This window comes from Hymenobacter frigidus (assembly GCF_014640435.1).
Lineage (GTDB): Bacteria > Bacteroidota > Bacteroidia > Cytophagales > Hymenobacteraceae > Hymenobacter > Hymenobacter frigidus.
Window position 1 is genome coordinate 81,895 of the sequence record NZ_BMGY01000006.1, and the last position, 21,678, is coordinate 103,572.

The 21,678-nt window shown below is 58.5% G+C and carries 21 protein-coding genes; 17 read left to right on the top strand and 4 right to left on the bottom strand.

The window, feature by feature from the left end:
* The first annotated feature begins 19 nt into the window (after positions 1-19).
* From IEW17_RS04765 to IEW17_RS04775, 3 genes are all read left to right on the top strand, one after another.
* Positions 20-1,108 (top strand): PhoH family protein, encoded by a 1,089-nt coding sequence (locus IEW17_RS04765; RefSeq protein WP_188560880.1) that lies wholly within the window; start codon positions 20-22, stop codon positions 1,106-1,108.
* A gap of 145 nt (positions 1,109-1,253) precedes the next feature.
* Positions 1,254-1,688 carry a GNAT family N-acetyltransferase gene (locus IEW17_RS04770; protein ID WP_188560881.1) on the top strand — a complete coding sequence of 145 codons (435 nt, stop codon included), beginning with the start codon at positions 1,254-1,256 and terminating at the stop codon, positions 1,686-1,688.
* Positions 1,689-2,161: 473 nt separating this feature from the next.
* On the top strand, positions 2,162-3,406 hold the full coding sequence (locus IEW17_RS04775; RefSeq protein WP_188560882.1) for a hypothetical protein: 1,245 nt from the start codon (positions 2,162-2,164) through the stop codon (positions 3,404-3,406).
* A 40-nt stretch (positions 3,407-3,446) separates the two neighbouring features.
* On the opposite strand, the gene IEW17_RS04780 is transcribed toward IEW17_RS04775, so the two are convergent.
* On the bottom strand, positions 3,447-4,388 hold the full coding sequence (locus IEW17_RS04780; protein ID WP_188560883.1) for a phytanoyl-CoA dioxygenase family protein: 942 nt from the start codon (positions 4,386-4,388) through the stop codon (positions 3,447-3,449).
* Between the two features lie 125 nt (positions 4,389-4,513).
* Here IEW17_RS04780 and IEW17_RS04785 point away from each other — a divergent pair, with 125 nt between their 5' ends.
* The 11 genes from IEW17_RS04785 (at position 4,514) to IEW17_RS04835 (ending at position 15,522) form a co-directional block, all read left to right on the top strand.
* Complete coding sequence (locus tag IEW17_RS04785) at positions 4,514-6,796, top strand: ComEC/Rec2 family competence protein (RefSeq protein WP_188560884.1); 2,283 nt, start codon at positions 4,514-4,516, stop codon at positions 6,794-6,796.
* A 231-nt stretch (positions 6,797-7,027) separates the two neighbouring features.
* Complete coding sequence (locus tag IEW17_RS04790) at positions 7,028-7,834, top strand: enoyl-CoA hydratase/isomerase family protein (protein ID WP_188560885.1); 807 nt, start codon at positions 7,028-7,030, stop codon at positions 7,832-7,834.
* A 126-nt stretch (positions 7,835-7,960) separates the two neighbouring features.
* Entirely contained in the window at positions 7,961-8,455 is a 495-nt protein-coding gene (locus IEW17_RS04795; protein WP_188560886.1) for a sterol desaturase family protein, read from the top strand.
* A gap of 52 nt (positions 8,456-8,507) precedes the next feature.
* A complete protein-coding gene (locus IEW17_RS04800; protein WP_188560887.1) occupies positions 8,508-9,407 on the top strand; it encodes a MerR family transcriptional regulator in 900 nt (299 codons plus the stop codon).
* Positions 9,408-9,641: 234 nt separating this feature from the next.
* Entirely contained in the window at positions 9,642-10,196 is a 555-nt protein-coding gene (locus IEW17_RS04805) for a sigma-70 family RNA polymerase sigma factor (RefSeq protein WP_188560888.1), read from the top strand.
* A gap of 124 nt (positions 10,197-10,320) precedes the next feature.
* The gene (gene crtID / locus IEW17_RS04810) at positions 10,321-11,826 is read left to right on the top strand and encodes a bifunctional phytoene desaturase/3,4-desaturase (RefSeq protein WP_229748818.1); all 1,506 of its coding nucleotides are present in this window, start codon (positions 10,321-10,323) and stop codon (positions 11,824-11,826) included.
* A 67-nt stretch (positions 11,827-11,893) separates the two neighbouring features.
* Positions 11,894-12,736, top strand: coding sequence for a phytoene/squalene synthase family protein (locus tag IEW17_RS04815; RefSeq protein WP_188560889.1), 843 nt, complete (start codon positions 11,894-11,896; stop codon positions 12,734-12,736).
* A 243-nt stretch (positions 12,737-12,979) separates the two neighbouring features.
* The gene (locus IEW17_RS04820) at positions 12,980-13,453 is read left to right on the top strand and encodes a hypothetical protein (protein ID WP_188560890.1); all 474 of its coding nucleotides are present in this window, start codon (positions 12,980-12,982) and stop codon (positions 13,451-13,453) included.
* Between the two features lie 135 nt (positions 13,454-13,588).
* The gene (locus tag IEW17_RS04825) at positions 13,589-14,431 is read left to right on the top strand and encodes a 4-hydroxy-3-methylbut-2-enyl diphosphate reductase (protein WP_188560967.1); all 843 of its coding nucleotides are present in this window, start codon (positions 13,589-13,591) and stop codon (positions 14,429-14,431) included.
* A gap of 21 nt (positions 14,432-14,452) precedes the next feature.
* Complete coding sequence (locus IEW17_RS04830; protein ID WP_188560891.1) at positions 14,453-14,782, top strand: DHCW motif cupin fold protein; 330 nt, start codon at positions 14,453-14,455, stop codon at positions 14,780-14,782.
* Positions 14,782-15,522: a fatty acid desaturase gene (locus tag IEW17_RS04835; RefSeq protein ID WP_188560892.1), complete on the top strand. Its 741-nt coding sequence runs from the start codon at positions 14,782-14,784 to the stop codon at positions 15,520-15,522. The genes IEW17_RS04830 and IEW17_RS04835 overlap by 1 nt, the downstream gene beginning before the upstream one ends.
* A 165-nt stretch (positions 15,523-15,687) precedes the next feature.
* On the opposite strand, the gene IEW17_RS04840 is transcribed toward IEW17_RS04835, so the two are convergent.
* From IEW17_RS04840 to IEW17_RS04850, 3 genes are all read right to left on the bottom strand, one after another.
* On the bottom strand, positions 15,688-16,056 hold the full coding sequence (locus IEW17_RS04840; protein WP_188560893.1) for a heavy-metal-associated domain-containing protein: 369 nt from the start codon (positions 16,054-16,056) through the stop codon (positions 15,688-15,690).
* 80 nt (positions 16,057-16,136) lie between these two features.
* Positions 16,137-18,488, bottom strand: coding sequence for a TonB-dependent receptor (locus IEW17_RS04845; RefSeq protein WP_229748819.1), 2,352 nt, complete (start codon positions 18,486-18,488; stop codon positions 16,137-16,139).
* A 142-nt stretch (positions 18,489-18,630) separates the two neighbouring features.
* Complete coding sequence (locus tag IEW17_RS04850; protein ID WP_188560895.1) at positions 18,631-19,074, bottom strand: hypothetical protein; 444 nt, start codon at positions 19,072-19,074, stop codon at positions 18,631-18,633.
* A 316-nt stretch (positions 19,075-19,390) separates the two neighbouring features.
* Between IEW17_RS04850 and mraZ the strand changes: the two genes are divergently transcribed.
* From mraZ to IEW17_RS04865, 3 genes are read left to right on the top strand one after another with little or no spacing between them, the layout of a single operon-like run.
* Positions 19,391-19,864, top strand: a complete 474-nt coding sequence (mraZ, locus tag IEW17_RS04855) for a division/cell wall cluster transcriptional repressor MraZ (protein WP_188560896.1) — start codon at positions 19,391-19,393, stop codon at positions 19,862-19,864.
* Positions 19,861-20,784, top strand: coding sequence for a 16S rRNA (cytosine(1402)-N(4))-methyltransferase RsmH (rsmH, locus tag IEW17_RS04860; RefSeq protein WP_188560897.1), 924 nt, complete (start codon positions 19,861-19,863; stop codon positions 20,782-20,784). Before mraZ ends, rsmH begins: the two co-directional genes overlap by 4 nt.
* 22 nt (positions 20,785-20,806) lie before the next feature.
* On the top strand, positions 20,807-21,628 hold the full coding sequence (locus IEW17_RS04865) for an FtsL-like putative cell division protein (protein ID WP_188560898.1): 822 nt from the start codon (positions 20,807-20,809) through the stop codon (positions 21,626-21,628).
* The last annotated feature ends 50 nt before the right edge of the window (positions 21,629-21,678 follow it).

The following is a 21,678-nucleotide window of genomic DNA, read 5'->3' on the forward strand; positions in this document are numbered from 1 at the left end:
TTTCCCCCTCTCTTCCAACTTGGTCGAAAAAATCATCACCCTCGAAAACATGTCTTTGGTCGATTTCCTCGGCCCTGACAATCAGAATATCCGCCAGCTGGCCGCCGCTTTTCCGGGGTCTAAAATCATTAGCCGCGGCAACGAAATCAAAATCCAGGGCCAGACGGAAGTCATCGCCCGCATCAACGACCTGCTTTCCTCGCTTATTGAGCACTACCACCAATACGGTCAGATTACCGAGAAAACCGTGAACCAGTACCTTTCTGCGACTTCTGAGGAGGCTGAAGGCCGGGTGCTGGCCGCCTCGCCCGACGTTATTCTGTTCGGGGCCAAGGGCGGCGTTATCAAAGCCAAGACCCCCAACCAGCAGAAATTGGTGGACACCGTGATGGCTCACGACCTGACTTTTGCTCTGGGACCGGCGGGTACCGGCAAAACGTATATCTCGGTGGCGCTGGCCGTGCGCGCCCTCAAAAATAAGGAAGTCAAAAAAATCATCATCTCGCGCCCCGTGGTAGAGGCCGGCGAAAGCCTGGGTTTCCTGCCCGGCGACATGAAGGACAAGGTGGACCCTTACCTGCGCCCGATTTACGACGCCTTGGAAGACATGATTCCGGCCGAGAAGCTGAAGTTTTACCAGGAAAATAAAATCATCGAAATAGCCCCGCTGGCTTACATGCGCGGCCGGACGCTGAACAACGCCTTCGTGCTGCTCGACGAAGCCCAGAACACCACGCCGAGCCAGATTAAGATGTTTCTGACCCGCATGGGTCCCACCGCCAAGGTGATGGTGAACGGTGACCGCAGCCAGATTGACTTACCCACGCGTCAGAAATCGGGCCTGATGCAGGCCATGGACATCCTGAAGAACGTGCAGGGCATTGGCTACGTCGAGATGACTTCCGAAGACGTGGTGCGCCACCGCTTAGTGAAGGAAATCGTGGAAGCCTACGACCAGTTCGATAACGAAGAAATGTCGCGCCAGGCCCAGGCCAATGGCGTCCCGCGCCGTGATGAGCGGCATGAGCGCCGCCTGCGCGAGCAACAGGAAACCGGCCTGCCCAACCCCGAAATGGAGTTGCCGGTAAACCACGAGCAGCCTCTGTAATTATTCAATCGTTGTCATCTATTAATCGATTGTCATCCTGAGCGCAGCGAAGGACCTTATCAAGTCAGAACAAGCCGTTCGAACGCAGTAAGGTCCTTCGTTGCGCTCAGGATGACAACTTTTTGCCCAGCCTTAGCCCCGACCTATGTCTGCCACCGCCCACCGCGTCACTGACCTGCGTGACCTCGACGCTGCTTTTACTATCCGCGAAAAAGTTTTCCAACAGGAGCAAGGCGTGCCCGCAACCAAAGAGCACGACGAGCACGACCGCCGCGACGCTCGCCACTACCTGGCCCGCCTTGGCGATAGCACCCCCGCCGGAGCCGCCCGCTGGCGCGAAACTGAAAATGGGGTGAAGCTGGAGCGCTTCGCCGTGCTGGCCAATTTCCGCAACCAGGAAGTTGGGGCCGCGCTGCTGCACGCTGTGTTGGTCGATGTGCGGGCCGAATTGCCCGATGCCGACGTGTACCTAAACGCCCAGATTCGAGCCGTGCCGTTCTACGAGCGCCACGGATTCCGTAAGGAAGGGGAGATGTTTGAGGAAGCTAATATTCAGCATTACAAAATGGTGCTGGGATAGCATAAAAAGGAAAACATTGTCTGGGTTTTCAATCAACCTTTTAAATCAAAAAACCCTCATGTTGATAGCATGAGGGTTTTTTGATGATAATCGGCCTGTTTATAGCGTGGCCAGAATGGCTGTTCGCCGCGGAGGCGCTGGCCGCTCCCAGCGAAGCCCAGAATACTGTCAAAGCGAGGAAAGAGCGGAAGTAGGTCATCGTGCTAATGGCTTAAAATGGAATCCTCACCAGCTACCACACCAAGCGCACGGGCCGCCATGGTAGCTTGAAAGGAATGGCCCAACTTGGGCTGAAAAAGGGGCCGCCGGACGATTCACGCCGCTCGCGGCGGGCGTTACCCTTACCCCAGTAGGGGCATTTCATGGGGTTGGGGCTGAGTGAAAAATAACGGGGCAAAGGTGCCGGTCTGCCCGGCCACCGCGCAAAGGCCAAAAGTTTCTTTTATTTGATGGCCCAACCCCATTCTGCCTTCATGCCCGTCCTAACTGCACCCCTCCACACGGCCCTGCGCGAGGCCGTGGCTACCCGCTTCGGCCAGCCCTTGCGCTACCCCAGCCACTGCGATGCCCTCGAAGCCGAGCTGCTGAAAACCGCCGTCACCGGTGGCCGCCGCTTGAGCCCCAGCACCCTGCGCCGCTTTTTCGGGCTGGTTGAGAAAGACGGGGGCTACCACCTTCACACCCTCGATACCCTGGCCCGCTACGCTGGCCATGCCACTTTTGAGGCGTTCGGCCAGGCCGTGGCGGGCCTGATAACTGCCGAAACGGTGGTTGCCTGCCCCACCGATATTCCCGAGCTACTGGCCATGGAGCGGCTGGCCTATCCGGAACGCCTGTTGCTGGGGTACTTTCTGGGGCGTGTGACGCGGCCGTTGGCCCCCGACGGGCCGGCCGCTCCATTGGCCCTGCGCCTGGCAGCCCACCCGGCCGGGCAGGAGTTTTTCGTGGAATCGTTCGTCGACCTGGCCCACCTCACCGGAGCTTATGGCGAAGTAGTGACCGAATACCTCCGCCACAAAGCCACCGACGAGGCCCAGCTGTTCGGGCACGGCACCCTGTTTTTGGGCGAGTTTTTGGCCGGGGACGCGCCCGCCTGGCGAAATCGTTTGCGGCAACTGTTGGCTCTGCCGGTGCCGGCGGCCGTCCATGCCTTTCCGCGTGGCCGGCGGGCATTCGCCGAAATTGTGGCGGCCTGGCACGATGCCCCAGCGGCTCCGTTGCCGGCCGCCCTGCTGGCCCGCCTGCGGCGGGAAGCCGTTGCCGTGCCCCGAGCGGTTTCGCCCGTGCCGTCTCTGCCGGCTTTCTACAACTTATTTCCGGCCGGGTTTCATTTCTTCGTGGCCGAGGCACTGTTTCTAACCAGCCAGTTTTCGGATTTGCTCGAATGGCTCGAATTCACCGAAGCAGAATTCCCGGAACTGTCCAAATTGGACCACAACGTTTATAATGAGCTGCTGCGGGGGTTCCACACCGTGGCGCTGCTTCGTACCGGCCATGCTCCGGTTAGTTATCCGAACAGCAGCTTGCTTTTTCATTTGGAAACACACGGCTGGCTGCTCGATTATTATCAGGTACACATGAGGCTGGTTGAGTTGCACGTTGCCGCCGTGGGTGGAGCCACCGCGTCTGAGGTGGAGCAGCTCCGAAGCCAGATAGTAGTATTCGCATCGCGCTACCGGATGCCGTTTTTTGGGCGACTGGCCGGGGCCATTATGTAAGCTGCGAGGCTGGGTTGGGGCTTCGCGCTAATACCCGCAGCTACTCCTCCAGCAGCGCCGGCCGCTGGGTGATTTCGTGGTAGCAAATATGGGCCTGGCTGAAGTAGTGAAACACCATGCTTTTGCGGGTCTGGGCCGGGTCGAGGTGAGGCTCGCCACCGTGCATGAGGTTGGCATGCCACACAAATACGTCGCCTTTGCAGGCCAGAAAAACTTGTTTTTCGATGCGGGCCTCAGCAATTTTGCGGGCGATGTTAGCTTCGTATTCCGTGTATTCCTTGCTGCCGATAAGCCAGTTGGTGCCCTCGTTCTGGTAGTCGGCGTTGAGGTAGTAGGGTAGCTTGTGGCTGCCGGGATAGTAGTGTAGCGGGCCGTTGCCGGGCGTAATATCTTCCAGCGCCACCCAAGCCGCGGCCATGCCGCCCAGCGGGAACGTACTCATGTGGATGCTGTCGGAATGGGTGCGCTGTTGGCTGCCGGTCAGGAAGTTGATGCTCTGAAAAAGCTTGGTTTCGTGGCCCAGCAAGGCGGCCACCAACTCCCGCAAAGGGCCCTCGCCCGCCGCCCGAATGCGGGCCGACTTGCGGAAGGCAAACATGAACTTGTTGCGGTAGCGCAGGCTGATTTGCCGGGCGTCAATGAGGTCGGCTAACTCCTTATTGATTCCCTCGACGGCTTCAACGCGCAAGAAGTCGGGCAGAATGGCAAAGCCATTCTCCTCAAATGCCAGCAGGCTGGCTTGGCTGGCGGCCGGTAGCGCCTGAAAAACTGGCACGGCCGCCAGCCGCGCGGCCAGCGGTGCCACTACCGGCAACCCGGCGCCCGCCGGCAGGTGGGCAAAATCGCGGCTACTGATGGGGGAGTAGTACCGCTTGTTCAGCCCCAGCTTCTGGTAAATAGGCAGGTTGTGGGCCAAGCGGCGACGCTGAAATACGTTATAAGCGGCGTAGCTGAGTTTGAGGCGGCGTAGAAAGGAGAACATGGGGCGGGAAGGTTTCGAAACCCCAAGATACTAGGGCCGTCCGGCGTACCACGCTTCTACATTGGCAGTATCTCTGCAAACCGCTACATTGCCAGCCCGATACCCTTCCTGTCTGCTGCCGCTTTATGATTACCTGGGCCACCTTCCCCTTCGTGCGCTACACCCCGGCGCTGATTATCGGCATCGTAGCCTACCTGTATTTCGGCGTGGCTTGGCCGGAGCTGTGGCCGGCTACCGTGGGCCTGGCTGGTTTGAGCATGGCCGCCATTTTTTGGAGCGTGCGCCAGCGCCAGCCCGCCCTCACGGACGCGGCCGGGGTGTTGTCGCTGCTCACCATGGTAGCGCTCGGGGCCACTCTCACCCAGCGGGCCACCCAAAGCCGCCGCGCCGACCACCTCTACCGCTTTGCCGACAAGGTGGAATGCTACCAGGCCGTGGTGGATGAGGCTACCGTGGTGCGGGCCGCCACGTACGCGACCACCCTGCGGGTGCAGGCCGTGCGCGTGGCCGGGCGCTGGCTGGCGGCCACTGGCGGAGTGCGGGTGTCGTTGCCGCGGGTGGCGGGCATCGCGCAGCCGCGCTACGGCGAGGTCTGGCTCATTCGGGGGCGGCCCGACGTCAGCAAGCTCCCGCTGAACCCCGGCGAGTTCGATTATGCCCGCTACCTGGAATACCGGCAGGTATATCATCAGCAGTACATTCACCCCGACCAATACCGAGTACTACGGCTGGAGCCGCCAAACTACTTCGTGGCCCTGAGTATGCAGGCGGCCGCGCAGCTCGACGGCGTCTTTCGGCATTACATCACCACCAAGCGGGAATATGCCATTGCGTCGGCGCTGGTGCTGGGCATAAAGGACGACGTGGATTTGGCCACCAAGCAGGCCTACACGGCCACCGGCACCACGCACATCATGGCCGTGAGCGGCTTGCAGGTGGGGCTGCTGTTCGCGGCCATGTCGTGGCTGCTACGGGTGCTTTTTGGGCGGGCGAAGGGTTTTCAGCTGTGGTCGGCGCTGGTGGGGCTGGCCGTGATTTGGAGCTACGCGTTTCTCACGGGTCTGTCGGCGTCGGTACTGCGGGCCACGGTCATGTTCACCGTCATTATCATTGGTCGGGCCCTGGGGCGGCAGGATTCTATTTTCAACACCCTGGGCGTGGCCGCCTTTGGCCTACTGGTCTGGAACCCGTTTTTAGTGGCCGACGTGGGCTTTCAGCTCTCGTTTCTGGCGGTGCTCAGCATCGTGTACGTGCAGCCGCGCATCGCGCGCTGGGTCGATGTGGAAGCCTTTTTTTACGCCCGGCGGCGGCCCTGGCAGGCCAAGCCCGTGCAGTGGGCCTGGCGGGGCAGCGGCTGGTTTCTGGATAAAGTGTGGCAGGCCGTGGCCCTGTCGCTGGCGGCGCAGGTGGCCACTTTCGGGTTGGGTCTGTATTATTTCCATCAATTTCCGCTCAGCTTTTTATTTTCCAATTTGGTGGCCGTGCCCATTTCGAGCGGGGCCGTGTACGTGGGGCTGGCGCTGCTGGGACTGAAAGGAATAGCGGCCGGCATTGGCGCGCTGCTCCCGGCCGGGGCTGCGTGGTGGCTCGATTTGCTGCCGCGCTTTGTAGCCTGGCTTTTTGAGTGGATGGTGTGGGCTTTCAACGAATACATCTTCCTTATTAGCCGCCTGATGGCAGACTGGGTTATTCGCGATATCCACGTTTCGGCACTGCAAACGGTATTGCTCTTTGGCCTCATCGGCGCTTTTCTGGCCTGGCTCAATACCCGGCACCTGGGCTGGCTGCGCGGCATGGCAATGGTGCTGCTGTTCTACGCCGGCAGCCGCGTGGCCGAGGCTCGCGCCGTGGCTCCGACGGAGGAGTTCATTGTGTACAGTATTCCGCGCCGTTCGGCGGTGGGGTTCTGGCAGGGCGCGGCGGCCGAGTTCGTCACGCCCGATTCGCTGCCGCTAACGGAAACCGAACGCACCTACCGTCTCCTGCCGGGCATCATCCGGCGGGCGGCGCAGCGCACGGCTTACCGCGTGGGCTGGCGCGGCAGCACCGTGCCCGTGCAGCGCCTCGCCGACCGCGACAGCGCAAATCCCCGTCTTTATTTCAAGCCCGGCCCCGTGGTGCTGGCCCGCTGGCGTGGCCTGCGCATCGGTTTCGTGGCCAATCGTATTTCCCCGGCCATCCAGCCTGCTCCTATTGATGTGCTGGTGCTGCGCCGCAATGCTCGCATCAAGCCCGAAACCATAGCGGCCGTTTTTGGCCCACAGGTGCGGGTGGTGTTCGATTCGTCGTGCAAAATCTGGTACGTGGCCCGGCAAGATTCGCTGCTACGCGCCCACGGCTTCCGCACTTGGGATGTCACGGCGCAGGGGGCTTTTCGGTGCCCGCCGCCGCTGGCTGCCCGGCCCTGACCGCGCCCGCGCCCAAGGCCACCCCGGCCACCGCCGACCAGATTGTTGCGAGCAGGGCCAAAGCATCCAACGGCCCGGTAGCCAACTGGTTTCGGCCGGCACAGCCAATAGTTGGTCGAGTTTGGAAGTCCATCCAGGCATTTTTTACGTTAATTGCCACAGAGAATGCCACCTTTTCACCCTCCGGGGCATCCTGGCTATACCAATCCGTCCGCGCCTCACCCGCCTCTCATGGAAAACTTGCTCACCCCCGAACTCGAAGCCCTCCGCTACATTCAGTATGAAGCCCAGGACCGCATCGGCTACATCACCCTCAACCGCCCCGACAAGCGCAACGCCCTGAATGCCGACGTGGTAACGGAGCTAAAGCAAGCCTTCGAGTTTGCCGAAAACGATGATGCTGCCAAGGTCATCGTGCTGCGGGCGGCCGGCGATGTATTCTGCGCCGGCGCCGATTTGGCCTATATCCAGGACCTGCAAGGTTTTGGCTACACCGACAACCTGGAAGACAGCACGCACCTCATGCAGCTCTTTCACCAGATTTACACTCTCAAAAAGGTGGTTATCGGGCAGGTGCAAGGCCACGCACTGGCTGGCGGCTGCGGCCTGGCCGCTATCTGCGACCTCACCTTTGCCGTGCCCGAGGCCAAATTTGGCTACACCGAAGTCAAAATCGGGTTTCTGCCGGCCATCGTGAGCGTATTTCTGCTGCGCAAAATTGGCGAAGCCCGCACCAAGCAATTGCTGCTTACCGGCGACGTTGTTTCTGCCCAAACCGCGCTCGATATGGGCCTTGTCACCTTCCTGGCGTCGAAAGAAGAACTGGCCGAAAACGTGCGCACCTACGCCCAGCGCCTATGCCGCGAAAACTCCGGCCAGAGCATGGAATTGACCAAAGAAATGCTGGCCCGCCTGCCCGAGCTTGCCCTTGAAGAGGGCCTGCGCTATGCCGCTCAGCGCAACGCCGAAGCCCGCGGCTCGGAGGATTGCCGCAAAGGCATTGCCGCGTTTCTAAGCAAGCAGAAGATTGGCTGGTAATAGAGAAGTCCATTTCTTCGCAGCTCAATAAAGATGAAACGCCGTTTCGCTCCTGGAATTTTCGGGAACGAAACGGCGTTTCAGCGCCCATTCTAAACAACCTTTTCCCGCCCCGGTTACTTCCGCATGACTGCACTACCCGCTTTTGGTATTGTCCTTGCCACTTTCGGCTTCATGGAGTTTTGGGCCTGGTTCATGCACAAATTCGTGCAGCACGGGCCGCTGTGGTTTTTGCACCGCTCGCACCACGTGCGGCACCCGCAGCCGGTGGAGCGCAACGATTTATTCTTCTTGATTTATGGAGCCATCTCGGCGGTTCTATTCATCATCGGTGATAACGGTGGGCGCTGGTGGTTCTGGGTCGGAGTGGGCATTGCGGCCTATGGTACGGTGTATTTTTTTGTGCACGATGTGCTGATTCACGGCCGCCTGCGGTTCTGGAAAAAATCGCAGAACACCTACCTCCGGGCGCTCAACATGGCCCACAAAACCCACCACAAAACCATTGGCCGCGACGGTTCGGCTGAGTTTGGGCTGCTCTGGGTATCACCAAAATACTTTGAGCTTGCCCGCCAACAGGCCCGAAATAAACGGGCCAAACTAGTTGACTTCAAAAAATAGCCGAATTAACTATTTTGGTTAATTATTTATATTATAATTTATAGTCCAAGGAATGGGCCAATTCTCCATCAGTGACTTAGAACAGCTTTCGGGCATCAAGGCACACACTATTCGGATGTGGGAGCAGCGCTACAACTTGTTGCGGCCAGTGCGCACGGCCACCAATATTCGCACGTACAGCGACAACGACCTGCGCCGCCTGCTCAACGTAACCACGCTGTGCGGCCAAGGCCAGCGCATCTCGCAAGTTGCTCGGCTCACCGACGCTGAGATAAGCCAGGCAGTGCTGGCCAACAGCGACAACGCCCACGATTACCACAGCCAGGTGAATGCGTTGCTTGCGGCCATGCTGGGCTTCGATGAGCGTCAACTCAACAAATTGTTCAACGATGCTGCCCGGCGCCTCGGCTTTGAGCAGATGATGCTGTCGATAGCTTACCCGCTGCTGCAGCGCATCGGGCTGATGTGGTTGGCCGGCACGGTTGACATGGCTCAGGAACACATGCTGGCCCACTTGCTGCGCCAGAAAATTCTGGCCGCGACTGATTCCCTGCCGGGGATACCCGCCACGGCCCGGCGCTGGGTGTTGTTTTTGCCCGCCAACGAGCTGCACGAGTTGGCGCTGCTGTTCATGAATTACCTGCTGCGGGCCCGAGGGCACCACACGCTCTACCTGGGCCAGAACCTGCCCACCGAAGGCCTTAGCGAAGTGGGCCAGGTTTACCAGCCCGACGCCGTAGTGGCCGTCCTTATCTCCCAGCCCGAACGCAGCCGGGTGGCCGAATTTGCGCACGATGTGCAGGCGCTGTTTCCCGGAGCACAGCTGGTGTTGTATGGGCCCTTGGCTCGGCAGGAGGGGTTGGTATTGCCGGAAAATTGTGTTGCGCCGGTACTGATGACGGATTTTTTGGCGTTGATTACCGAAAATAATTTTGCTCCCGTGGCGAGCTAAATATTGATTCAAAAGGCAATCTGTCAGCCGTTGGTGCCCTTAAATCTGCTCATTCTCCGGGAAAAACAGGTCATTGGCCGAGTATGCGTCGGCCTTCGTTGGCATGCCCGCTATATTGATTCTACTCCGTCTAACGGCAAGGCGATTGGATAAAAAAATCTTTGGCTTTACGTAGACGAATTTCGATTTGGCTCGTATATTTGTTTAACAATCGGCCACCAAAAGCTAAACAGTATGACTTCGCTAGAATTCACCTCGCAAGTGCAGAAGATTTCGCTCACCCTCCGGCCCGCCGCCATGAATTTGACGCGAGACGCTGATGACGCAAAGGACCTGGTGCAGGAAACCCTCCTGAAGGCCCTCCTCAACAAAGACAAGTTTAAAGCTGGTACCAACCTGAAGGCGTGGTTGTACACCATCATGCGCAACACCTTCATCAACAACTACAACAAGATTACCAAGCGTAGCTCCAACATTGATTCGACGGAGTATTTTCAGTATTTCAACACCGACCAGAACTACATCACCCACAATGGGGCGACGTCGGATTTCGTGGTGCGCGACATCAACGAGGCCATCGCCGGGTTGGGTACCGATTACCGTACGCCGTTCATGATGTACTACATCGGCTACAAGTACATGGAGATTGCCGAGAAGCTGCAAATCCCCATCGGTACCGTCAAAAACCGCATCCACATTGCCCGCAAGGACTTGAAAGCGGCGCTGCAAGTGTATGCGCCGGTAGGAGCCAGTGCTGGCAGCGACGCGTCAGAAGCTGTTGAAGACTAAAAGACCTGAGTGAATTCTTCGGCCGCCGGCCTTGCTGCTGCATTTGTGGCGCGGGGCCGGCGGTTTTTTTTGTCGGCAGCGACTTCGCGTAGCGTTGTAGCTTGCCGTCTCATTAACGTGCATTGTGTTGCAAAACGAACAATCTAAGCGTGCGGTAGTAATCGGGGCCGGTTTCGCGGGCCTGGCGGCAGCTACCACCCTGGCCCAGGCCGGCTGGCATGTTACCCTCCTCGAAAAAAACGAAGGCCCTGGGGGCCGCGCCCGCGTATTTCGCGCCGAGGGCTTCACCTTTGATATGGGCCCGAGTTGGTACTGGATGCCCGACGTATTCGAGAAATACTTTGCCCGTTTCGGCAAGCAGGTTTCTGATTACTACGAGCTGGAGCGGCTCGACCCCTCGTATCAGGTGATTTTCAAGGGGCCGGAAGCGGTGGATATTCCGGCCAAAATGAGCGAGCTGCGCGCTTTATTCGAGCGCTATGAGCCCGGCAGCGCCGCCCGCCTCGACGAGTTTCTGAAGCAGGCCGCCTACAAGTACGAGGTGGGCATCAACCGGCTGGTGTATGCCCCCAGCCGCTCGGTTTTTGAGTTTGCCGACCCTAAGCTGCTCGTGGATATGGTGCGCCTGGACGTGCTGCAAAGCATGCATAAGCACGTACGCCGCTTCTTTAAGGACCCGCGCCTGCTGGAGCTGGTGGAGTTTCCCATCCTGTTCCTCGGCGCGACTTCCGAGAACACGCCCGCGCTCTACTCCCTGATGAACTACGCCGACCTGGCGCTGGGTACCTGGTACCCCAAAGGCGGCATGCACAAGATTGTGGAAGGTATGGTGCGCCTGGCCGAAGAACAGGGCGTGGAAATCCGCTGCAACGAGGAGGTGACCGAAATTGTGGTTGAAAACGGCCGCAGCACCGGGGTACGCACCGCCAGCGGCTTCTTCGCGGCTGATGTAGTAGTAGCTGGGGCCGACTATCACCACATTGAGCAGCAGGTGCTGAAGCCCGAGTTTCGGCATTACGATGAGAAGTACTGGAATTCGCGCACCATGGCCCCGTCGTCGCTGCTATTTTACCTCGGTGTAAATAAAAAACTCGACAAGCTGCGCCACCATAACTTGTTTTTCGACGAGGACCTTAACCAGCACGCCCGCGAGATTTACGAGCAGCCCCAGTGGCCTACCAAGCCGCTCTATTATGCCTCGGTACCTAGCAAAACCGACCCCACGGTAGCGCCCGAAGGCCAGGAAAATCTATTCCTGCTCATTCCCGTGGCCCCGGACCTGACCGACGACGAGGCCACCCGCGAGCGGTACTACAACCTAATAATGGACCGCCTGGAGCGCCATTGCGGCCACTCCATTCGAGATGCGGTAGTGTTTAAGCGTAGCTACGCCCACCGCGACTTCATTGCCGACTACCACAGCTACAAGGGTAATGCCTACGGTCTGGCTAATACGCTCAAGCAAACGGCCATCCTGAAGCCCACTCTCAAGAGCAAAAAAGTTAGTAATTTGTATTTCACTGGTCAACTGACTGTGCCCGGCCCGGGCGTACCGCCTTCGCTTATTTCGGGGCAGGTGGTGGCGGGTGAAGTATTAAAGGAAACTAAAAAATTGAGCGTTAAAAATTAAAAAGGAGAATACCACTTGTTTCAGACCGGTATTCTCAACTCTTGATTTTCAATTCTTAATTCATCAAATGGACCACGTTAAATTATTCACCGACACCAGCCTGGCTTGCAGCAAGCTCATCACGGGGCGCTACAGCACCTCGTTCACGCTGGGCATTCGCACGCTCGATGAGCAGCTGCACCTGCCGGTGTACGCCGTGTATGGCTTTGTGCGCTGGGCCGATGAAATCGTGGATACTTTCCATGACCACGACAAAGCGGCGCTACTGGCCGATTTCCGCCGCCAGACCTATGAGGCACTGGATACGGGCCTAAGTTTCAATCCGGTGCTGCATTCTTTTCAGCACGTGGTGCACCGCTACGGAATTGACCGTGAGTTTATTGAGGCCTTTCTGCACAGCATGGCGCTTGATTTGGAGGACCAGAACTACCATCCCGGGCTGTATCAAGAGTACATCTACGGCTCGGCCGAAGTAGTGGGGCTGATGTGCCTGCGCATCTTCTGCGACGGCGATTCGGCCATGTTTGAGCGGCTGCGCGAGCCGGCTCGGCGGCTGGGTTCAGCGTTTCAAAAGGTGAATTTCCTGCGCGACATTCGGTCTGACTACGAAGACCGGGGCCGGGTGTACTTCCCTGGCGTGGTGTACCAGCATTTCAACGACGCGACCAAAAGCGAGATTGAGGCCGACATCAGAGCGGACTTTGAGGCGGCTTACGTAGGTATTCAGCAATTGCCAAGTTCGGCTAAGCTGGGGGTATACCTGGCCTATGTTTACTACCTGAAGCTTTTTTACAAGATTAAGAAGCTGACGGCGGCCCGCATTCTGGGTGAGCGGGTGCGGGTGCCCGACAATACTAAGCTGTTGCTGCTGGTGGGGTCGTATTTTCGGTATCGGCTGTCGCGCATTTAAGCCGAATTTTGCGCACGGCTTTTGCCAAGGGTAAACTGTATTGTTGCCTTACGCTGTAGTTTTGCTGATATGCGTATTTCCGGTTTTCTGTTTTCTACGATTGTTTTAGGGTTTTGGTCGTCGTCCTCGGCGGCCGATTTGCGTAGTAGTGTTTGGCGGACCAGTGTAGCATGGCGGCCGTCTGTTGTCATCGCCGCTGTTCCCAATACCCTCCGAATTACTCTATTTAACCCCATCAAACCTGTGTCGTCGTCTCCTTTCCACCCCGCCACCCTGCGCCGCCACTACGAGCTGGCCGCCGCCGACAAAGCCGCTGGCGAAAAGTTTTATAAGCTGCTGGCCGATTACAAGGACCGCGACGCGCTGGTGCTGGGCTACAAAGCGGCGGCCGAAGCCATCCGGGCCCGCGACGCGTCGATGTTCAACAAGCTGACCTACGTGCAGGACGCGGCCAAAACCTTTGAGCAAGCCGTGGGCCTCGACCCGCAGAACCCTGAAATCCGCTTTCTGCGTTTTTCTGTGGAAAGCAACCTGCCTGCTTTCCTGGGCCTGAGCAAACACGTTGACCAAGACAAGGAAATGCTGCTGAGCGCCGCGCTCAGCCATCCCGGCTCAGGCCTGGACTCGGAGGCATTCCGCACGGTGCGCAACTTTTTGGTGGAGCGCGGCCACGTGAGCGAGGGAGATGCCCAACGCCTGAGCAAGGTGAAAGAGTAGCCCTTTGGTTGTTGGCAACCGGCGCAATAGCGGATGGGCAAATTAATTTAAGTTTAACCTACGTATTTTCGGCGGTCCGGCCAATGTTTCGCAACCTTGCGGGCAGGTTGCTGGTTACTCAGACCTATGCCGAAAATGTCGCTCAGCGTCCGAATCGACCCCAACTCTGGCTTTTGCTTTGGTGTGATATACGCCATTCAAATGGCCGAAGACCTGCTCGATGAGCAAGGCTACCTCTATTGCCTGGGCGATATTGTGCACAACGATGAGGAAGTGCAGCGCCTGGAGGTCCGGGGCCTGCGCATCATTTGCCACGAGCAGCTGGCCGAGCTGCGCGATGAAGCCGTGCTAATACGAGCTCATGGCGAGCCGCCGGCCACCTACCAGATGGCCATGGAAAACAACCTGACGCTGATTGACGCCAGTTGTCCGGTAGTGCTCAAGCTGCAAAACCGCATCAAGACCAGCTACGACAAAAAAGAGAAAATCTTCATCTACGGCAAGCACGGCCATGCCGAAGTGTTGGGCTTGCTGGGTCAGACAAGCGGCAACGCCGTGGTGTTCGAGAGCCTCGATGAGCTGCTCGGCCACGAGCTGCCCGAAAATATCACCCTCTACAGCCAGACCACCAAGAGCACCAGCAGCTTCTACAACATCAAGAACCAGCTGGAAACCCGAGGCTATCAGGTGAATGCCAACGACACCATCTGTCGGCAGGTGAGTAATAGGGACAAGGACCTGCGCCGCTTTGCCGCGCAGTACGACCAGATTGTGTTCGTATCGGGCACCAAGAGCTCGAATGGTAAGGTGTTGTACCAAGTGTGCCTCGAAACCAACCCGCAGACCCACTTCATCTCTAACGTGGCCGAAATCAACGCCGCTTGGTTACAGCCGGGCCAGTCGGTGGGCATTTGCGGGGCTACCAGCACGCCCATGTGGTTGATGGAGCAGGTACGCGACCGGTTGCTGAGCTTGTAGAAACAACGTGAGCGCGGAGCCATGCAAATAACCGACTTACCATTTGGCGTTACCAACTGGGCCGAGGTGCCGGGCGAGGAGCACGTCGGCACTACCGGCACCGCCTTGTGGCGCACCCGGCAGTTTGGGCCGGTGCGGGTGCGCATGGTGGAGTACAGCCCCGGCTACGTGGCCGACCATTGGTGCCAGAAGGGGCATTTTCTGCTAGTGGTAGCTGGTGAGTTGGGTACGGAACTGGCCGATGGCCGTCAGTTCGTGCTGAGGCCGGGCACGAGCTACCAAGTGGCCGATGGGGCCGAAGCACACCGCAGCCATACTGCCGCCGGAGCCACACTTTTCATTGTCGATTAATGCTAACTGCCACCAAATCAGCCGTTGCTTTTGCCGCGCCGCGCCGGGTGCCTCCCACGCCGGTGGGTGGCAAAGGGGCAGCCGTGGCGCTACTGGTGCTGCTGACGTGGGCGAGCCTGTTGACGTTCTTGCTCAGCAGCTACCAGCCCAACTGGTATTCGCCCGTGCCCTATCTGTTGGTGCTGCTGCAAACCCACCTTTATACCGGGCTTTTTATCACCGCCCACGATGCCATGCACGGCGTAGTAAGCCCGAACAAGCAGCTGAACAACGCCTTGGGGATTCTGGCGGCTGGTTTGTTTGCTTATAATTGGTTTCCCGGCATGTTGGCCAAGCACCACGCCCATCACCGCCACGTTGGCACCCAAGACGACCCTGATTATCACGACGGTAACCACCCCGGTTTTCTGCCTTGGTTCCTACGCTTTGCCTGGAACTACGTGACCTGGTGGCAGGTGCTCCTGATGGCCGTGACCTACAATGTGCTGAAGCTGTTTTTTCCCCAAGCCAATGTCATCGCCTTTTGGATGGTGCCAGCTGTGCTGGCTACTTTTCAGCTGTTCTTCTTTGGAACTTACCTGCCGCATCGGGGCGAACACGCGGCCGATAACCTGCACAGGGCGCGCAGCCAGTTTCGGCACCACCTGTGGGCGTTCGTGAGCTGCTACTTTTTCGGCTACCATTACGAGCACCACGACCAGCCGTATCTGCCTTGGTGGCGCTTGTGGAAGACCAAATAAAACAGATAAAAAAAGGTCCCGTTCGTTATCGAACGGGACCTTTTTTTATCTGCTAACAATGCTTAAGTGCCAAGCCACTATCTTTTAGCTAATAGCTGGTAGCTTTTGTTCTCATAACCAAGTGATTACACCGGCTTCATTGTTCGTTTAATTAGGGATTGGCACTTAGTGCACCGCGTTGGTCTTCTTGCAGCAGTCCGGCAGCCGGTTGTAAGCACGGGCATCGGCAGTCAGCTTGTCAGCATCGTAACCGATTTTCTGCACGGCGGTGCGCAGCGCTTCGGGCGACGTTTTATCGGCTTTGTAAGTCACTGTGACAATTTGAGTGGGTACATCCAGAACCGCGCTTTGCACGCCTTTTTCGTAGGCCAGGCTTTTTTCAATGCGCGACTTGCACATGTCGCACACCGCCGAAGTTTTGAACTGGACCGTGGTGGTACCTGGTGCTTTAGCGGTAGTAGGCGCGGTTTGGGCCTGGGCGCTGGGCGAAAAGTGTAACAAACCGAATAAGGGCAGTGCGAGGAGGAATTTCATGGAATCGAGTTAGGTAGTAGGGTATTGACAGCTATAACAAAATTGCTGCCGAAAAAAGTTAAAAAGTTAATGGGCCTTCGCTACTCGATGCGATAGCGTAACCCTCCGTAGGTGAGGCGGCCAAACACCGGCCCCCAGACCATGGCGGCATCGAAGCTGGGGCTAAATGGGGCCGCCGCCCCTTCAATGGGGTTGGGTTGGCGATAGTTGGTCAGGTTTTCGACCCCAACATACAATTCCAGCCGCTTGAAGGCCCGCGTGACCTGAGCATTCAGCGCGGCGTAGCGCGGCGCCATTTCGGGCGTGTATTCCTGCCCCGAGCCGTGCGCATGCGTGCTGGTAACGTGCGCTAGCGGCCGCTGCCCAAACCATTGCACCGTGAAATCACCGCGCCACTTATCAAAAGCACTGGCGTAGCCCAGGTTCAGAAAGGCGCGGTGGGTGGGGGTGAGAGGCTTGGGTAATAGAATGTTGTCGTAGGTGGTGCGCACGTCGAGGTACTTGTAGGCCCCTTTCACTTGCAGCCCTTTCAGTGGCTCAACTTGCAGCTCGGCTTGCATACTGCGGGAAAAGGAGCGGCCACCGGGCACCAGGTTATCAACAATAATAAAGCCTCCCGAAGTGTACATGTCGGCCACCACCTGGTTCTGAAAGTCCGTGTGGTAGTAGTCGATAATAAACGTAGCCGGGCGGCCCAACGCCGTGAAATACTGCGTGGCGCTGCCGCCCAGGTTCCAGGCTTTTTCGGGGCGCAGGTTGGCACCGATTACGAATTCGCGGGCACTGGCCAGCATGGCGGCATTGTCGGCAATGGGATTGGCCACGCGGAAACCCCGGCCGGTAGCCAGGCGCAGCACAGTGTTTTTGGCCACGTCGTATTTCAGGTTGAGGCGGGGCGTTACCTGCCAGCCGTAAAGGTTGTGGCGGTCGGCGCGCAGGCCGGCCACCACCGTTAGGTTGCGGCTGTTCTGGTAGGTGTACTCGGCAAAAGCGCCGGGCACCAGCTCGCGGCGGGCGCGGTGCTCACGGGCGTAAGCCTCGGCGGGCGTTTCGATGAGGTAGGTGCGGCCGTCGCTTAATAGTTCTTTGTAGTCGTCGTAGAGAAAGCTCAGGCCCGTGCGGTACACGTGGGCCGTGTTGCCAAGCGCACTCTGAAACAGCAGAGTGGCCAGGCCCGTGCGCTGGGTGCCGTCGTAGCGGCGTGAGGTGCGGTTGCTAACGAGGGCGGGCGGGAGCGTGGGGTCATGGCCGACGTGGTAGGTTTGGTAGCCGTACGAATACCGTGAGGTGAAATCATGGTCGGTGCCGCTTAGCAGCAGGCCCAGGCTCTGGAACGGGCGCGAGGGCCAGGTGTAGGAAGTTTTGGCGTAGCCCGTGTAGCGGGTGGTGGCCTGCGTCGTGCCGTAATTCTGCAGGAATGCCGCGTCGCCGGTGTTCCGGAAACCAAGCTGGCCGCCCTGCCGGGTTTCGCGCAGCGCGCCCAAGCCCACTTCACTTACTAAGCCGTGCCCCGACAGGTACTTCCATTTATTAAAGGCGTTGAACTGGGTGGCCAGCGGCAGGTCCAGAAACTTGTCGTCGTTGCGGTCCACGCGGTTGCCCAGGTGGTCGGTGTGCAGCAGCAGCACCGTGCTCCATTTCGGGCTGATGCGCGCCGAAGCATTCAGATTGATATCGAATTTGCCGAGGTCGTTGCCGTACATATTGAACAGCAGCTGGTCCGTTTTCTCCGGCTCTTTCAATTTTACGTTCACCTGCCCCGAAATGGCTTCGTATCCGTTCACTACCGAGCCCGTGCCTTTGATGATTTCAATGCTTTCAATCCACGGCCCCGCCAGATAGCCCAAGCGGTAGGGGGCCGCCAGTCCGCGCAGGGCCGGTTGGTTGTCCACCGTCAGCAGCGAGTAGCTGCCATCCAGGCCAAGCAGCTGAATCTGTTTCGCGCCCGATACGGCATCCGACGTCGTCACTTCCACCGAGGCGTTGGTTTCGAAGCTTTCGGCTAGGTTGCAGCAGGCCGATTTGGTCAGGTCGCGGCTCGAAATTACCTGCACGTTGGCCGGGGTGAGGGAAGAATAGGCCGGACCCCGGGCCGTCACGGTCACTTCGCCTAGTTCCTGGCCAGCGCGTAGGGCCACGCGCAAATACGGTGCACCGGTGGCGGCCACCGCCAGCGTATCGGGGCGGTAGCCCAGCGCCTGCACCACCAGCCGCGAGGCTGCCCGCGCCGGTCGCACCAGCGTGAAACGCCCCGCTTCATCAGAATTCGTGGTAATCACCGGCGCGTTGGCGTCGGGAATATCAAAGAGCCAGCGCAGCACCGCGCCGGGTAGGGGAGTGCCTTTTCCCGCCTCCGTGACCTCGCCCCGTACCGGCGCAATGGCCGTCGACTGGGCCGCTGCCGCACCCGGCCGCAGTCCCAATAGTGCCAACGCTACTAGGGGGAATAGCGGAAAATTTCCGCATATAAGTTTCATATCGTCTGATAGTTAGGTATTCTGAGAATAAGGCCGTTGCCGGGCAGCGGCTTTTGCCACTTTGCCAGCATCGGGCAATGGACTAATTCCAGAAAACCTAAACCATCAGTGTGCAGACAAATGCCAGTAGCGCCCTCCCGCTGCGCGGCGGGGGCGACGAATCGGCTGCGAACCAGCGCGGACTGTCGTATGTCAGTAGCGTGACCGTTGGCGAAACCGGCCAGGCCAAGTCTGAAGAACCCGCTGCCATCGGTAATGGGGCAGGTAATAGAATTTTGGCGGCCAACTCAGGGGAGGGCACCGACAGCTTGTGCACCTGCTGGCTGAAATCGCAGCAATTGTCTTTAGCCACAGGAATGGCGGGAGCCAAGTCGCCGAGGCAGCCGCGCAGGTCGGCCTGGCCCGCTACCGCTACGGCTACTCTACTGAGGCCGCTCATGCGGCAGGTGAGCCGCTGCACCGTGAAGCCCACCGAGGTGAGAAGCACCAGCACAGCCAGTAGCAGGCTAACGGAGCGACGGAACAGGGAGTAGGGACGCATAACTACTACAAAGGTAAGCCCCCAACGGTAGGCATTGGGGTGTAGAACCCGGGTTTGAAGCGTACAACTTCCGGCCAGCAACTTAGTTTTCCCTGAAGCCCCCCTGACAATTCCGGTGCTGCCGTTTTAACGCTTACGGCTAATTCATCCCCAATCATTGCTGCCTGCCACAGCTCCAAAGTCAATCAAAAGCTGCTTTTGAGCCGTGTGGTGGCTATTTTGTATTTGTGGTAAGAAATGGTAAATCGTGGTTGATTTCCCATCGGCTTCCCGTACATTTGTTCATACCGCCCTTTTAAGTTCCGGCGGCTTGCCCATGAACCTGCTGTCCGGCGAATACGAATGCAAGCTCGACCCGAAGGGGCGGTTGGTGTTGCCGGCCAAAGTGAAAAGCAACTTGCCCGAGCAATCCGGTAACCAACTGGTGCTCGTGCGCGGCTTCGAGCCCTGCCTGGTGCTCTACCCCCGGGCCGCGTGGCACGTCATTCACGAGAAGGTGTTGGCCCTCGACGAGTTCAACGAAGAGTACCGTCAGTTTCAGCGCAATTTTTTCCGGGGTATGACTGAAGTAGAACTCGATACCATCAATCGTTTCATGCTGCCTCGTAGCATGTTACGCTATGCCGGTATTGAGAAGGAAGCCATTATTGTAGGCTTGGGAAATCGGTGCGAAGTCTGGGACCCCGCCCGCTACGATGAGTTCCTCATCAAAGACCAGCAGAGCTTTAGCAAACTGGCACAGAAATTTTTATCCGTCGAAACTCCGCCGCTGGGCGGCCCCGTGGCGTGAGCGACTACTCCAACGATACTGCCTATCATCGCCCGGTGATGCTGGCCCAATGCTTAGCGGCCCTCGACCTGCAGCCCGATGGCCGCTACGTCGACGTCACCTTTGGCGGCGGTGGGCACTCGGTCCGCATTCTGGAAAAACTGACCACCGGCCACCTCTACAGCTTCGACCAGGATGCTGATGCTGAGGCCGAAGCTGATAAATTTGAACAGCCGCAGTTTACATTTGTAAAAGCTAATTTCCGGGACTTAACCGCTGAGCTACAGCAGCTTGGCGTCTTGCCAGTGGACGGTCTGCTCGCCGACTTAGGGGTGAGCTCACATCAGTTCGACACGCCCGAGCGGGGTTTCTCGACCCGCTTCGACGGGCCGCTGGACATGCGCATGGACCCCGATGGACCCCTGACGGCCGCCGATATCCTCAACGACTACAAGGAGGCCGACCTGCACCGCATCTTCGGAATGTACGGCGAGGTGACTAACGCCCGGACTTTGGCTCACACCGTGGTCGCGGCTCGTCGAGGCCGCACGCTGGCCACTATCGCGGAGCTCAAGGAGGCTATTCGGCCCTGTACCCCGCGAGGAAAGGAAAATAAGTATCTGGCTCAAGTCTTTCAGGCACTGCGTATTGAGGTGAACCAGGAAATGCAGGCACTTCAGGAAATGCTGCTGCAAACCGCTGAGGTATTGCGCCCGGGGGGGCGGCTGGTCGTAATGAGCTACCATTCGCTGGAAGACCGGTTGGTAAAGAATTTTATTGCCAAGGGCAAGTTTTTTGGCGCAGTCGAAAAAGACTTCTTTGGCAACGAAAGCAAGCCATTTGAAGCCGTGAACCGCAAGCCCGAAGAGGCCAGTGCCGAGGAGGTAGCCTTGAATAGCCGCGCCCGAAGTGCTAAATTGCGGGTTGCAATCAGAAACTAGGAGAAAAAAAATGGCCGCCAACATGCTCCGTCCCACCGACACACCGCGCCGGGCCAATGTGCCCCGCCCGGTAGCCGCGCCCGACCCGGAGCCGCTACCCGCGGCCCCGGTGGCCGACTACACGGCCCCCGTCGAGTTGCCGCCTGCCGCTGAGCGCGAGCGCGTGCCTCCAATTGAAAAGCGGGCCCGCAAACCAGCGCCGGAGGCCGCTCCCAGAACTACTTGGAGCCTGTTCTCATTGCTGGACCGGGTTACGAGCGTGGATGGACTGTTTCGGGAGGGGCTGCCAGTGCGTTTTCTGCCGCACCTGCTCTTTGTGATGGTGCTGACCCTGCTTTACATCGGCAATACTCACTACGGTAACCGCATGAACCGCAGTATTCAGCGCCTCAAGCAGGAAACTGAAGACCTGCGCGCCGACTACACGACCCTGAAATCAGACTACATGGAGGCCAGCAAGCAGAGCGAAGTCGCTCGGAAAGTAGCGGCCTTTGGGCTGGTTGAAAGTTCGTCGCCACCCTTCCGCATTACGGTCCCCGCTGGCCACCTCGACGCGGCCGAACTGGAACTGATGCCCGTGCTTACCGCCGATACGCTAGCCGCCCGCGCCGACCGAGATTCGGCCGTTGCGTTGCGCAATGACATGCTGGCGGGCCGCCGCCGGGTGCCAATGAGCGACGATGCCGCCGATGCTGGGCCCGAAATTATTGCCCCGCCGCAAGCGCTAAGTGGGGACTCAGCTGTAGAGCCAGTGCGTACTGCACCCGCCCGCCGCGCCACGTCTTCTGCTGTCCGCAAAAAATCTGCGCCGGCGAAAGGAAGTAAGGTCAACAATAGAAATTAGGTACAAAAAAGCACAAGCACGCATAAGCAAGATGCGTCAGTAAGATAAGT